Annotated in this window: 9 protein-coding genes; all 9 read right to left on the reverse strand. The window is 54.3% G+C overall.

Features of this window, described 5'->3' with window-relative positions:
- Window positions 1–153: 153 nt before the first annotated feature.
- Window positions 154–1,644: a glycosyl hydrolase family 28-related protein gene (locus SCARR_RS03540; RefSeq protein ID WP_136060138.1), complete on the reverse strand. Its 1,491-nt coding sequence runs from the start codon at window positions 1,642–1,644 to the stop codon at window positions 154–156.
- A gap of 7 nt (window positions 1,645–1,651) precedes the next feature.
- A complete protein-coding gene (locus SCARR_RS03545) occupies window positions 1,652–2,686 on the reverse strand; it encodes a glycoside hydrolase family protein (RefSeq protein WP_136060139.1) in 1,035 nt (344 codons plus the stop codon).
- A 19-nt stretch (window positions 2,687–2,705) separates the two neighbouring features.
- On the reverse strand, window positions 2,706–4,220 hold the full coding sequence (locus SCARR_RS03550; protein WP_136060140.1) for a sulfatase-like hydrolase/transferase: 1,515 nt from the start codon (window positions 4,218–4,220) through the stop codon (window positions 2,706–2,708).
- A gap of 18 nt (window positions 4,221–4,238) precedes the next feature.
- Window positions 4,239–6,110 (reverse strand): alpha-L-fucosidase, encoded by a 1,872-nt coding sequence (locus SCARR_RS03555; RefSeq protein ID WP_136060141.1) that lies wholly within the window; start codon window positions 6,108–6,110, stop codon window positions 4,239–4,241.
- A gap of 12 nt (window positions 6,111–6,122) precedes the next feature.
- Window positions 6,123–7,559, reverse strand: a complete 1,437-nt coding sequence (locus tag SCARR_RS03560; protein ID WP_136060142.1) for a sulfatase — start codon at window positions 7,557–7,559, stop codon at window positions 6,123–6,125.
- A 124-nt stretch (window positions 7,560–7,683) separates the two neighbouring features.
- Entirely contained in the window at window positions 7,684–9,195 is a 1,512-nt protein-coding gene (locus SCARR_RS03565) for a sulfatase family protein (RefSeq protein WP_168432969.1), read from the reverse strand.
- Window position 9,196: 1 nt separating this feature from the next.
- A complete protein-coding gene (locus SCARR_RS03570) occupies window positions 9,197–11,518 on the reverse strand; it encodes a glycosyl hydrolase family 95 catalytic domain-containing protein (protein ID WP_136060143.1) in 2,322 nt (773 codons plus the stop codon).
- Window positions 11,515–12,645 (reverse strand): glycoside hydrolase family protein, encoded by a 1,131-nt coding sequence (locus tag SCARR_RS03575; protein WP_136060144.1) that lies wholly within the window; start codon window positions 12,643–12,645, stop codon window positions 11,515–11,517. The genes SCARR_RS03570 and SCARR_RS03575 overlap by 4 nt, the downstream gene beginning before the upstream one ends.
- A gap of 22 nt (window positions 12,646–12,667) precedes the next feature.
- Window positions 12,668–13,978, reverse strand: coding sequence for a vWA domain-containing protein (locus SCARR_RS03580; RefSeq protein ID WP_136060145.1), 1,311 nt, complete (start codon window positions 13,976–13,978; stop codon window positions 12,668–12,670).

Consider the following 13,978-nt stretch of genomic DNA (forward strand, 5'->3'; position numbering starts at 1 on the left):
TGTGGGACAGCCAACTGTTTAAAACGGGGAATCATCATTACTCTTCAACAAAAAATCGGAATCGACTAAATAAACTAAACATCAGAAACCTTAACAAAAACGGGAGCTGACACTCCGTTAGCGTCCTCTATGGGATGACAGTGTTTTAAATTATTATTTTCCGAGGCGTTTAAGTTGCGCTTCATAGAGGTCGGGTGGATCAACAGCTCCTCCGAGTGGTTCAACCCACCAGTCGTCAAAATCTTTTTTTTCGGCACCCTTAATACCGATCATGTTTAGTTGCGGGAAATGGCCTTTCTTCGGGACCATGGGTTCTCCGCCGGAATAACGGATGTTCCAGACTGTGGAACGCGCTGCCGAATGCGGACCGCGGTGACCGGATCCACTTGAATCCCACAGTCGGTCGGGATTGCCGACATCGATATCCGTAAAAAGGTTTTCGAAGGGGGCGTTGCGGTGGTGGTCAAAGTTAAGGCGGCCCCCCTTGCCGCGCCGAATCACATTTCCGTGAGCCAACCCTTCGTAGGTCAGGTCGTGTACATATTCTGTTTCGATATGAAAATTAGAAATCAGACAGCCCTGCGTAACGCCCGACAGCCAGATAGCGTGATGACCGGTCGGACCATCCGCAAGATCGCGTTTTTCATGCCGGATCAATACGCGTTCAACCTGACAAAAGCGCGAGCGGTTATCGAGTTTGATGCCTAGGTCGGCATCGATGATCTCGACGCGGCGGACCCAACAGTTGACGGCAGCATTGAACTGAATGGCATTGAATCCCTCTTCGAGCAAATGCTTCTTTTTGGGCTTTCCGGCCATCTGGATGGTAAAGTTTTCCAGTCCGACCTCCTCGATGCTTGGTTCAAAAAGGCTGACCGTCGGCTTCCACTCGGGTCGCACATCCAATCGCAGGGGGCGATCCAGCTTTATGCTCTTTTTGTCCACCGACTTCACCTGCGCGACCGTTGAGACGACAAAGCCCATCGTCCCCTCGCCCGCGTCGCAACACCCAGCGTGCACATGACGACCGAGTTCTTCGTTCATCTTCATGTTGAGCTGAACCCATGAGCCGCGTTCCATGCCCTTGGCGCTTTCAAGCTGAAGGCAGGCATCCCCTCGCGTTGCCGTTTCCACCACGGCAACGCCGTGCTCTTTCGGCCGCTTCCCTTCGATCGAAAGAAATGCGCCGCCAAAGGAATAGGCCAGCTTTTCGCCACCGTCGGCGTTGCTCTCCTTTGGATCCAGTTCCTGTAGCGAACGAGGAACGTACAGAATCGTTTTGCGTGGCCCGGCGCCGCGCAGCACCACGTTTGATCTTTTGATGGTGATCGGCTTGTCGAGAATGAAGCGTCCCGCCGGAATGAGAACCGCTCCTTTTTCCGTCGCATCGATGGCGGTCTGAATGGCGTCGGAATCGCCGATCTCGTCATCTGCCTGCGCGCCATAATCAGCAACATTCGCCGTCGGCTTTATATCCGGAATCGGATCATCGCCACAGTGGTAGCCGGCATACCCGAAAAAAGGCAACCGGCTGTCCGGTCGCCAGAGCTCGCCCCGCCGCCCCCACAGCGCCGAAGGGCTCCCTGCCGGGCTGAGTGCCGGAAGGAGCAAGACGATCAACAGCAAATATCGCACGTCGTTCATTAAGTTCCTATCGCGCAGCTGAAAAATTGTTCACCGGGAAAACAAGGATGCGCGAGCCCTGCTCGTTTTTCGGCGGAAGACAGGCTGCCAGCACGGCAATGACTTCACCCTTTTCGTTGAGCACCACATTCGGACGCTCGATGCGGGCAAACTTAAATTCACTGCCGTCGGCGAAGCGGATCGGCTGGTTTCTGGAAAAGAGGGTTTCCGTTGAGACCAGCTCATACTTCAACCCATCTTCCGAAGTGTAGTAGACAAAGCCGCGATCATCCCCGGTGGCATAGCCGTGCAGATCGGTCACCAACACATGGTAGCGAGTGCCGTCGTACCAGATACAGGGATCTTCATTTTCGTAATTTTCCGGCAGCGCATTTTCGCCCTTTGCGTGCAGTTGGGTGTAGGGGCCGAAGATCGAGTCGGCCTTGATCGCCTGCAGATGGTGAAACTGGTGATTGAACTCCTTGCTGCCATCATATTTCGGATTCGGCACCTTCACCTTGCCAACGCCATAGACCGAACCATCTTCATGAATCCAGATCGCCGGATTATTGGCAGGGATGCACCAGTCGTCGCGCCGCTCCCAGGGCCCTTCCACCGAATCACTCACCGCCACCCCACTCTTCCAAGCGGGAATGCCGAGGTGGTAGAGATAATACTTTCCATTGTGAAAGGTGATTTTCGGATTATGGCACCCTTGGCTATCGAAAAACTTTCCAGGCCTTGGAAGCAGCACGTCTTCGACATAGGTGTAAGGGCCGAACAGGTTTTCAGAAACGGCGCGCACCACATAGCTCTGCTTCCACTTCTGGAAATCATCGTTCGGCCAGCAGGAGGCAAACATATGATAGGTGTCGCCCACCTTGATAATCGACGGATCCCATAAGTGGAAGCCTTCGCGCTGAAACCCTCCATTCACCAGTGGCCGTCCCATCGCTTCCTTGAGTAGATTACAGCGAGGCCCCTCCGGATCGCCGTCGAATGCACCGTCTCCGACCGCCTGCAGTACAAACGCAAAGCCCGCTAGCAAAATTAATCGTCTCATCTTTTCAATCTCCAAAACACTAATGCGTTTTCTTAGTCGTCGTGTTCTTTTTCTTCTTATTCATGCCGGCCGCTTCGCGGTAGGCATTCCAGGATTCCTTCGGATTTCCGAAGTCAAGCGGATCGTTATACTGCTTCTGCAGTTGAGCCATCGTCTTTTCCAACTCGGAAATCTTGTTTGCATATTCCGGGTTGCCCGCAAGATCGGCCTTTTCGAATGGATCGGCCTTGAGGTTGTAGAGTCGTGTCTTCTTGATCGACGGATAATAGATTAGTTTCCAATCATCTTGGGTGACCATTCGTTGCTGGTTCTGATAGGAACCGTAGATGGCCGGATAGTGTTTATTCTCACCCGCCAACAGAGGCTTCAAACTCTTGAACTCGACAAAATCCGGAACAGGGGCGCCGGCCAATTCCAGCGTGGTGGGCATCACGTCCTGCAGATAGATCGATGTTTCAACCTTTGACCCCGGCTTGATCCCCGGCCCTACGGCAAGGAACGGCGCGCGCACGCTGTGGTCATACATGTTCTGCTTGCCGATCAACCCGTGGCGACCGCAGGCAAGGCCATGATCGGCCGTAAAGAAGATGTAGGTATTGTCGGCCTTGCCGCTCTTTTCGAGTGCGTCGAGAATACGCCCGATCTGATAATCCATGTGCGTGATGATCGCAAAATACTCCTGGCGGTTGACCTTCACTGCATATTCGGTGCGAGGAAATGGCGCGAGTGCTTCATCGCGCAGACCCTTGGAACAACCGATGTCGTCCTTATATGGATATTCCGTCAAATAGTTCTCGGGAATCTTTATGCGGTCGAGTGGATACATGTCCACATATTCCTTCGGTGATTGCCGGGGATCGTGTGGAGCATTAAAAGCGAGGTGCATAAAGAACGGTTGGTCTTCCTTGGCGGCCTGCTCCAAAAATGCAACGCCGTTGTCACCCACCAGCTCGCTGGCGTGTTTACCGTCCTTGCCCCAGTAGCCTTTCTGGGTAGTGTCCCACGGCTTCCAGCCGGCTTCATAGTCGGCTTCATCCTTGGGACGGTTGTAGGCGGCACCACCCATCGGAGTTGAGGGCAGCATACCTCCTCTGCGATCCTTGACCACGTCGAAATAATCTTCCGGTTTGACCTTCACGTGCCACTTGCCCGAAAAGTAGGTCTTGTAGCCCGCGTGCTTCATCTGCTGCGCCCACATATGATCCTGCTTCACTTCCTGACCAATATTCTGCTCCAGCATACCCGCGTTCCAGACCGAACGACCAGTGGTGAGCATGGTGCGGCTGGCCACGCAGACGGCGCCGTGCCAAGCCCCCATGTTGTAGGCATGCGTAAAGCTCGCACCGCGGTTAACCAGTTTGTCCAGATTCGGCGTGTCGATATCCAGATACCCGAAAGCGCGGATCGCTTCGTAGCTGTGGTCATCCGCAAAGATAAAGAGAATGTTCGGTTTTTCTTCTGCGGCCAATGCCATGGAACTGCAAAACAGCACCGTGCCCAGTGCGACCGCATTTTTAATGAATGTTTTTTCCATAAGATTCCTTTTCAATCGTTAACGTTGCAAAGGTTGGAAGATCAATGCGCACGGACGCGCCAGTTCTCCGTTCATTACACCCGACGCTTTCCACGTAATGGCATGAACTCCAGGCTCCACACTGAATGTACCGAGCACCGCCGTTTTATCTTCGCCGGGCTCGACCTTTGCCGTCAACTCGTTGCCATCGAGGGCGATTGCCATGGTATTGCCATCCGTGTTGCCATGGTAGACGGCGGTTACTTCATAGGTGACTGGTTCGTTGGCATAAACACTCCACTCAACCCGGTCTGTTTCCTTAGACCAGTTCAACAGGCAGTCGCTGCGCCGGTTCCCATACCCTTTTGCTCCTGAACCATACTTGAGTTTGCTTCCTTCGATCTTGCCGTCAAACACAGAAAGCGTCGATCTTAGCTCTGAATCGAGCAAACGCGCTTCCGAGGTTTGGGCATCGCTTTTGAACGTAATCGCCACCACGGTGGATACTTTCGACACCGGCGTGGCCGGAACACCCAGCTCAAGCGTGGTTTCATTGATTCGTTTGGAGGAAATCGGGGCCTGCTCCGCGCCGAGGATGCGGATGGAAACGGGGTCGCTTTTCAGGCCGCCCACGAGCAGTTTTCCATTTTTCGGCCAATCGAACACCTGAAGGTAGACGGTATCGCCCTTGCGGGTCGATTCGCCCCAGGCCTGTACCGGAAGGCCGGATTTACCTGCGCCGTGAATCGACTCGGAAGCCACCGCCATCCAGTCGGAAAACTCCTTGAGGATGGCCACATCGGGATCGTCGATTTTTCCGTCTGCGCGGGGGCCGAGGTTCATCAGAATATTGCCGCCGCGAGCCACGGCCTTGATCAGCAACTGGATTAACTCGGAGGCCGGTTTATGGCTGTCGTCTTCCGAGTGGTAGCCATACGACTCGTTCGTGGTAGGAATGGCTTCCCAATACTTCTCGTTGGTCGGTTTAATTTCCTTGGGTTTGTCGCACGTAGTCGTGTAGTCGCCGCCGCCATAGATCATGCGGCCATTCACCACTACTTCCGCATCGGTTTCACGCAAGGCTCTGTAGATCCGCCAGTTTTCCGAATTCGGCAGTTTGTGCGGGGTATCGAACCACATGATATCGGGATCATATTTTGTAAGCAGCTCGATTACTTGCGGGATCGACTTTTTGTTCACATAGTTTTCGCGAATGCGCGGCAGCTCCTTGCCCATCACCGGATCGTCCCACCAGTTGCGACCCCCCAGATTTTTGTCGCCGCCGGGGTTGTTGAATTCCCAGTCGTTGCCGGGGCCATCGGGCTCGCCCCAGTCGAAGGCATGCGAATAGTAGAAACCGAATTTAATGTCGTACTTCACGCAGGCGGCCTTGAGTTCGGCCATCGGATCGCGACCAAACGGCGTCGCCTTCATGATGTTCCAGTCCGACACCTGCGAGTCGTACATCGCAAAACCATCGTGGTGCTTGGCGGTGATGACCAAATAGCGCATGCCCGCCGCCTTGATCAGCTTGACCCACTCTTCCGCATTAAAATCAACGGGGTTAAATTTTGAGGCGCATTCTGCGGCATAGGTGGCCTGGTCAATCTTGCCCTTGCGCTGGATGTGCTCGGAATAGCCGTGCACTTTTTCGCCCTGCCACACACCGCCGAGCTGAGCATAAACACCCCAGTGGATAAAGCAGCCAAAGCGGCCATCCACCCACCACTGAAGTCGCTCGTCGCGCGTCTTCAAGGCCTCTTCTGCAATTTTCGGGATACTGGCTCCCGTAGCGAACTCCGGTTCTTCATACGCATCGCCCTTGAGATAATCAGGCAGCTTCACATTGGCGCTTCCAAGCATTGGAAGCAGTATGGCAGAGGTAATGGCAACTATAATTAGTTTCTTCATGGTAGTCCCTGTTCATTTCTGGTTTTTCAAAATTGGCTTTATCGGATCCCACATCTTTAATTGATTCATTAGCTGCTCCGTTAATTCCGGATTGGTCAGGCTCAAGTCATTCCGTTCGGAGACATCGTCTTCAACATTATAAACAGCCCGCAGATTGTCTTTCGGCCAATAAATCAACTTATACGCCCCCTGCCTCATGGCCACCGAGGCCTTATGTCCCAAACTGTGGTTGGACGGGAAAGCCCAGTAAAGCGTGCGGTCAAACGGCACGGTTCCGCTCTTCAAAGCCGGCATTATAGAAACGCCATCCACATGCTGTTTTGGAAACAATTCCATGCCGAGCATATCGAGCACGGTTGGGTAGATGTCGGTATTTACCGTTATCGTGTCGTTCAGCGTATCCGGTTCAACCCTTCCGGGCCATTTGATCATAAGCGGCACACGGATGCCGCCCTCGTAGAGGAAGCCCTTGCCGAAGCGGTATGGCAACTGCGAGCTGACCGCAATTTTCGAGGTGGCCATGCTGCCCTGGTCGGACGTAAAAATGACAATCGTATGCTCTGCCACGCCCAGCTCATCGAGCTTGGCCAGCACTTGCCCGACACTGTCGTCCACGGCCATGATCTGCGAGGCAAATTCCGGTTCACGCTGCTTCGTGGCCATCGGAACGGATTTACCGGCATAAGCCTCATCCTGCAACGCCCGGTTGGAGCCGTCCATGGTGGCCAGCTTCTTCTCGAAGTAGGCGTTGTGTTCCTTCTTGCCCTGCACGTAGCGTTTGAGATCACCCTTTTTGTACCCGAGCGGATTAGCCGGCTTATGGACGTTGTAGTAGGAAAAATAGAGAAGGAACGGCTCATGCCCATGCTTATCCAGAAAGGAAAGTGCTTTGTCGGTCAGCGCATCGGTCAGGTAATCTCCGGGCTTCCCGTCCTCCAGCCCGGTTACATTATGGCTGACGGGCACCCCTTTATAAGGGAAATAAAAGTCCGCCGGCTGGCCACGGTTGCAGCCGGTAATGTTGTAGTCAAAACCGTTGGCCGTCACGCTGTCCGCATTGCCTAGATGCCACTTTCCGCCGAACCAGGTGGTATAACCCGCATCTTTCAGGACGTTCGGCCAGATAGTATTGCCTTCCGGAATTCTTCCGCCGACGCCCGTCACACCCAAACGAGCCGGAAAACGACCGGTCATGATGGCCGCGCGTGACGGCCCGCAGACCGGATGCGTAGCATAGGCATTGGTAAAGCGCATGCCCTCCCTCGACAGACGGTCGATATTCGGTGACTCATGAAAATCGATGCCATAGCAAGCCAGATCCTTAATCCCCAAATCATCAACGAGAAAAAAAACCACATTCGGTTTCCCCGCCATACCTGGCAAGGCAGACATCGCCAAAGCAACTACGGCCCACATCCATTTTTTCTGTTTACCGAATATTTCAACCATGAACCGCTCCTATTGGTCGCTATTTTTCTTTCAGAAAAATTATCTATCGCTTCGCTTTCGGGGAAATATTGTTCCCGTTTCTGCAGAATGCCTTCGCTCTATTTCAAATCGACCGGTCAGCGCTTCAGTCCGCGCAGATACTGCGACCGTCGTTTTTATATTTTTCAAGCAGGGCCTTCAGCCGATCGACAACTTCCGGGTGTTGATCCTGAACATTGATGGTTTCGCCGGGATCGGATTCCATGTCGTAAAGCTGAACCAGCGGAAGATCCTTGTAGAGCTCTTTGTCCTTGCCCGGGCGCGGCGTGCTCCATCCCCCGGAGTGCGGCGCGTCAATCAGCTTCCATTTTCCCTGACGGATGGCAAAGGTGCCATTGACGGAATGATGAACCGTCGCTTCGCGCAATGACCCTGTCGCCGTGCCGAGCAGATTAGGCAGCATGCTGACCGAATCTTCTCCGGCATCGGCCGGAAGCTTCGCACCGACAATTTCAGCACAGGTGGCCAACATATCCGTCAGGCAGGTGGTATCCGTGCAGACCGTTCCGGCCTTGACCTTGGCTGGCCAGCGGACGATGAACGGAACACGGTGGCCCCCCTCGAAAATATCGGCCTTGTGTCCGCGGTAGATGGCGCTGGGGTTATGGCCCTGCATTTTGAGTTCTTCAAAATCTGCTTCCGGCGAGCATCCATTGTCGCTAGTGACAATAATGATGGTATTGTCGGCAATACCCGCCTTTTCGACGGCCTTCATCACCTGGCCGATGCAGTCATCGTTCATATACGTAAAGTCGGCATAGGCGCTATCGATGCCGCTCTTGCCCTTGTATTCTGAGGTCGGCAGAACCGGGGTGTGCGGCGAAGAGTATGGCAGGTAGAGGAAGAACGGTTTATCCGTCCTGGCCTGTTGCTCGACATACTTGACCGCACGACGCGTAAAGTTGGGCAGCACGTCCCAGTGATCGAAATCGGGCGCGGTCGGACCCTTGCGCCACCAGCCGTTCTTCACCTCTTTCTTATCAGCAAAGGTTTCGCGATCGGGTACGGCGGTCGGCATGCCGTTTTCAACATAAACGTAGGGAGGAATATCGAGAGAGGCGCAGTGACCGAAGGAATAGATAAATCCATTTTCCTTCGGGCCGTTTTGGATCGGTTGGGTGTAGTCCACCGGCGTAATGCGGCCCAGCCCCTTGCCTGGTTCCGCATCGCCGGTCTTGACCCAATCCCAGCCGAGGTGCCACTTGCCGATGTATGCGGTGTGGTAGCCGTTTTCCTTCAACAGCGAGGCGACGGTCATGCGCCCTTCTTCAATCAGGTGGTTTGAATAGCCGCTGAGCACCCCACTCTTCATGCGGGTACGCCAGGCATAGCGGCCGGTCAACACGCCGTAGCGCGTCGGGGTGCAGACGGCGGAGCCAGAATGCGCATCGGTGAAGACCATTCCTTCGCGGCCGAGCCGATCCATGTTCGGCGTCGGAATCTTGCCGTCGGGATTGCAAATGCCAACGTCGCCGTAACCGAGGTCATCGCAAAGGATGTAGATAATATTGGGCAGCGATGATGCGGATTTGGCACCACCTAATGCGACCGTGGCTGCCGCCAAGGCGGCAAGTGTCATCAGGGTTCGTTTGTTCATTTCAATCCTTCTTCCGTTTCAGCAGGATGCAATCGCCTTTTTTCAGATCAAACGTCCAGCGCTTTTTCCCCTGCGGGCCTTCCAATGGTTGGATGTCGATATCGAGGTCAGACTTGAATTCTGACATATCAGTCTGAATGATGCACGGCTCTCCGGCGAGGCTTTCGATGAGAATCCATTGGGTCATGCCTTCGGACCATTCGGCGGAAACAAGAAAAGCGCCTTCGGTGCGCAGCTTATGGAACACCGTCTCGTCCGACCAGCGGTCGGGCATGGCGGGGAAGATACGAAGCACATCGCCCCAGCTCTGGAGGAACATATAGTTCATGCTCTCCACCACAGCAAGCGGCGTTTCGATCACCGGGCCGCCATCTTCGGCATACATCGAGTTGGGTTTGATGGCGCGCTTGCCGGGCTCCATACCCAGCCCCTGAGCGGTCACCATGCCGTCGAGTTGTGTCAGTGCGCGTTCGCCGTCACCCAGCGTGGCGAACATGGCCGCCGATCCGGTGAAGGAATAGGCGGCCAACACATCGGGAAGACTCAGCCAGCGTTCGACCGACTTGCGGAACAGGGCTTCGGCCTCCGCCCCCTGATCGGGATTAATGGTATGCAACGGATAGAGCGCCATCAGGTGTGAATAGTGACGGTGCGAAATATCAAAACCGTGCGTATCGCTGACCATCAAACCATTTTCGTTTACCGGCAGTGGACGAAGGTTTTCAAGGGTGCTTTTCCAATCCTTGGAAGCCGGGTCGTTCATCGCGAGCTTTTCATTCATCTCTAACAGGGTCTGCAGTCCCCACTGAAAAAGCTGGAGTGAATAGTTGGTGTCGGCCAGCAGGCCGGGACGATTCATCGCCCACCCGCGCACTTCAGGCTCGTCCTTGAAATTGTATTCTGGAGAAACCTGCGGAGGCAAATGAATGGTGCCGTCCGCATCGATGGTCATCACATCGAAGTAATAGTTGATGTTTTTCTTCAGCAGCGCAAACAGCTTTCGGCCCGTCGCCTCATCCATGCTGTACTTCCAGAAACGCCAGTAGTGCTGCAACGCCCAGGTAAAGTTGCCCAGCTCGTAGGTATCGCCGCCCTCGCGCCGGATCATGTTGTAGGTCGAAGTGCGCGTCCAAGTGATTGCATCTGGATTGTTTGCGGAGTTGAAGGTGCCTTTGGCATCATAGGCATCAATCATGTGCGTGAAATAACTGCCCTGCTCCAGTTGGTTGGCCGTAAAACTGGGTAGGTTGGAGAGCTGAATATTGAGGTTCCACCAGGTGCCCGGCCAGCCGCACTGCGTAAACCACGGCCCCATGTTATCGATCATGATCGGCAGCTCCGGGCGGGCCGCCCCGCCGAACTTATAGATTTGCAGCCAGTAAAACTGCTCCCAGAAATCGTCGCCCTCGATCTCGACAAAGGAGCGTTGCATATAGTTGTGCCACCATTCGCGGTGCCGCTTTTCCAGGGCTGGGATTCCTTCGGTGCGGGCACGCTGGACCGACTCGACCGCCTCTTTCACCGCCAGCTCAATATTCTCAGCCTGCGGTTTTTCGGGTTCATAGGCCTTACCGACCGCCAGCAGAAACGTATTACGCCCCTTTTCGCCGGGAACATTCACGAAGGCGGTTGCGTGTGCACCGTGCTGAGTGAGCGGCTGGATGATCACCGTCACATCGCCGCGCATTTCACGGTGGGGCTTGGGCGGCAGTTCGCCGGCCGGCAACGTGGCCGGATCGGTTTGGGTGGTGATGATACGCGGGCTGATGCCCCACTGTTCGGCCATGCCGAGCGTCAGCCCCTTTTCGCCACCGGTGGCGCGCGATTCCACCACCATCACGTTGGACTCACGTTCAACAAACGAGCGCCAGTAGATGCGGCCTTTGTCGGAATCGATCCGGCCGCGCGCCTCGGCGTTCCAGATATCGAGCCGCATGTTGGCCTTCTTAACCTTTCCTACTGGGTTGAGAATGATGCTGCCGATCGGCACGCGCGGGATCGACCAGTCGATGCTCGGAATGTGGAACTCGGCCGCCACGTCAGTGCGGCCCAGCTCCCATTGCAGGATCCATTCGTCGCCGGGCTTTCGGTAGATCGAGGCTCCGGTCAGTCCGTTGGCGACAAAGGCCGCATCGCCCCATGCGTCGCCGACGTCACCTTCCCAAACCAGATCCTGCTCGGCCATGAACAGCGTCCAGTTAATATCCGGTTTTTGTGGTTCCTTAAAGTTAGCCAGCAGCACCGGATCAAAGATTCCACAGGCAAACCCGCTGCAACACACTGCAACAGATGCCAGCACAATATGATGAATCGCTATTTTCATTCAGCCTCCGGCGACCAGTCGTCGACCGGCCAGATAATGATGCCGGCGCCTTCGGTAGGGACCGACTGCGACCCCTCACGCGGAATACAGGCCAGCAAAAAGGCCTCCACTTCGCCGGTTTCTGAATTCACATAGACGTAGGGGCGTTCCATGCGGTAGTAGCGCTCGGTGTTGCCTTCCTCGAACGTTACGGAGTCGCCGACATAGCCCAGCGGCACATCGGAATAGAGCCGGTAGTCAGTTCCTGACTTTACATCCGTGAACCAATGCATGACCGCTTTTTTCTTCCCTCCGGTAGCGCGCCCACTCATATCGGTCATGATGGTGTGGTACTGGCCATTCATCTCCCACAGGCAGGCATCCTCATGATCCACGTCGCCGGGAAGCTGATTGATAGTGCCGCGCCCGTTCGGCAGCGGAGCGCCCCATCGCTTTTCCGGCTCGCCGGGATAGGCCGAAAAATCTTTCGCCCGATAAGCCAACAGGTGACGCTGCGTACCTGGATAAGCGGGATCTTTGCCTTTTGAAAGTCCATACGCACTGCCATCCGGATAAAACAGGAGCGCGGGATTGTTGAACTTTGCCTCTTTAACCAGTTCCTCATGATGCCCGTACCAACTGCCGGGCGCTAGATCGTCGGAATAAAGCCAGCTCGTTCCGGCAATAGCCCCTTTTCTCACGTTAATGAAATAGAGGATATAGCGCTTGATGCTGCCGTCCGGATTGTATTCAGGCGTTATCTTAGGGTTATGCAACGACCAGTCGTGATTGACCTCGGCGGTGAGTGCCGGATTTTCCACATTGGTATAAGGTCCGAGGATGTTCTTTGATGTGGCATGGACAATCTCGCTCGTCGTCATCCAGTGCGTCACGTCATTTACTTTCCCCTCCACCATGTTCCAGCGGCTGTAAAAAAGGTGGTAGGTGTCGCCCTTTTTGATTAGTGAAGGATCCCAGCAATGGTATCCGTGCTGAAAGACGCGGTTGGCAAACACGGGCTTGCCCATCGCATCGCCCAACGGGTTGGTGCCCTTGAACAGGGCGTTGTCCATCGATTCCGTCGCCAACAACGGAACGGCAAGCATCATGAGCACCATCGTTAAACCTGCAGTTGATTTTCTCGCCATGTATTTCATTTCCGTTAAGTTCTTATTGGATCGAACTTTCGATGGCTTCCATACCCTGGATCCGTCGGTATCCGCCCCGGGTAAGGGTGGTTATTTTTTTAAATCGCTCATCATCCCCATCGCTATCATCCGTCTTCACAAAATGAATGACATTGATCGCGTACTTTTCTTTTTTCTTGCTCTTCCCTAGACCACTGGTGGTCGGAATCTTTGATTTAAACTTCTTACGCGTGTTGTCGAACGCTTCCAGCACCTCTTTCGGGGTGTATGTGATGAATTTAGGGTGAGGAGGTTGAGGCTCGTTCGGAAAATAGATTCTCACGCGATGCCTATCCTGATTGCTATTCGGAAGAACCCGGGGCGGTTCCCCCTTTTCCCGACGCAAATCGTTATCTTCTTTAAATTTTATTTTGGACAGCTCAACCTTTTCCTTCCAGCGTGTCATTTTTGATTCGCTCCACACCTCGGCGTCATCTGTTTTATAGGCCAGAAATCCCCATGAACAGGAAAGCACAAAGACCGAATCAGCCTGTTGTTCCATCGCTCGAACCATGGGACGCGCCCAATATCCGATACTGCTTTCCAAGGGCTCTATCTGATTCCCCCACGGAATGCTGATGCCTCCAGGCCCCAGCGTCTTCGGACCGTAGTCCTTATCCCCCATGTCCTTCGTCAGCGCATTGAGCGGTTCAAGCCATTTTTTCACTTTAGCCACGTTCCCTGCACTGGCTGGAACAAGATTCAGGAACAGGGTGTAGTCGCCGCCGCCATACACCGCAATATTGAATAAAACCGTCGAATTCAACCCCTCAAGAATCCGCACCAACTCTTCTTTAATAATTTCATAGGCCGGAATCCCGCCGATTTCATCGACCATCATGTCGCCGGATGCATCGAGGATGATGAACACCTTCTCTCCCTTGCTCTTGATTCCGAAAAGCTCGATCTCCGGCATGCTGAAACCGACGCCCCCGGCCCCGCCAAGACCATCGCCAGCCACCGAACCCAGCCCCCCCTTGACGCCTGTGATTTCCGGCATCTTGATATCGGGCATCTGGTTCATCTTTGGCTGAACCACAATTCGCTTACGCAACTTTGGTTTCTGCACCTTTTTTTTCTTGATATTGACCGGAACCTGAAGTTTCTTCATCGTCATTTTCGGCCGTTTCACCGGCTTGCCCTCAAACTTCTGCTCATCTTTGGTGATGACCGTGACAGCCACAAAAGACAGTGCCACGAGGATCAATGCGGCGTGCACCGCCAGACTAACCAACACTGCGCTCGACTTGGCGTGGTTCGCAAAAAAACGTTTTCTGGGTTTAACACTCATCAT

It is taken from the genome of Pontiella sulfatireligans (assembly GCF_900890705.1).
GTDB lineage: Bacteria > Verrucomicrobiota > Kiritimatiellia > Kiritimatiellales > Pontiellaceae > Pontiella > Pontiella sulfatireligans.

Excerpts from the sequence above, each read along its gene's own strand:
- SCARR_RS03540 (WP_136060138.1), bottom strand. The coding sequence starts at position 1,644 with ATGAACGACGTGCGATATTTGCTGTTGATCGTCTTGCTCCTTCCGGCA.
- SCARR_RS03545 (WP_136060139.1), bottom strand. The coding sequence starts at position 2,686 with ATGAGACGATTAATTTTGCTAGCGGGCTTTGCGTTTGTACTGCAGGCG.
- SCARR_RS03550 (WP_136060140.1), bottom strand. The coding sequence starts at position 4,220 with ATGGAAAAAACATTCATTAAAAATGCGGTCGCACTGGGCACGGTGCTG.
- SCARR_RS03555 (WP_136060141.1), bottom strand. The coding sequence starts at position 6,110 with ATGAAGAAACTAATTATAGTTGCCATTACCTCTGCCATACTGCTTCCA.
- SCARR_RS03560 (WP_136060142.1), bottom strand. The coding sequence starts at position 7,559 with ATGGTTGAAATATTCGGTAAACAGAAAAAATGGATGTGGGCCGTAGTT.
- SCARR_RS03565 (WP_168432969.1), bottom strand. The coding sequence starts at position 9,195 with ATGAACAAACGAACCCTGATGACACTTGCCGCCTTGGCGGCAGCCACG.
- SCARR_RS03570 (WP_136060143.1), bottom strand. The coding sequence starts at position 11,518 with ATGAAAATAGCGATTCATCATATTGTGCTGGCATCTGTTGCAGTGTGT.
- SCARR_RS03575 (WP_136060144.1), bottom strand. The coding sequence starts at position 12,645 with ATGGCGAGAAAATCAACTGCAGGTTTAACGATGGTGCTCATGATGCTT.
- SCARR_RS03580 (WP_136060145.1), bottom strand. The coding sequence starts at position 13,978 with ATGATGAGTGTTAAACCCAGAAAACGTTTTTTTGCGAACCACGCCAAG.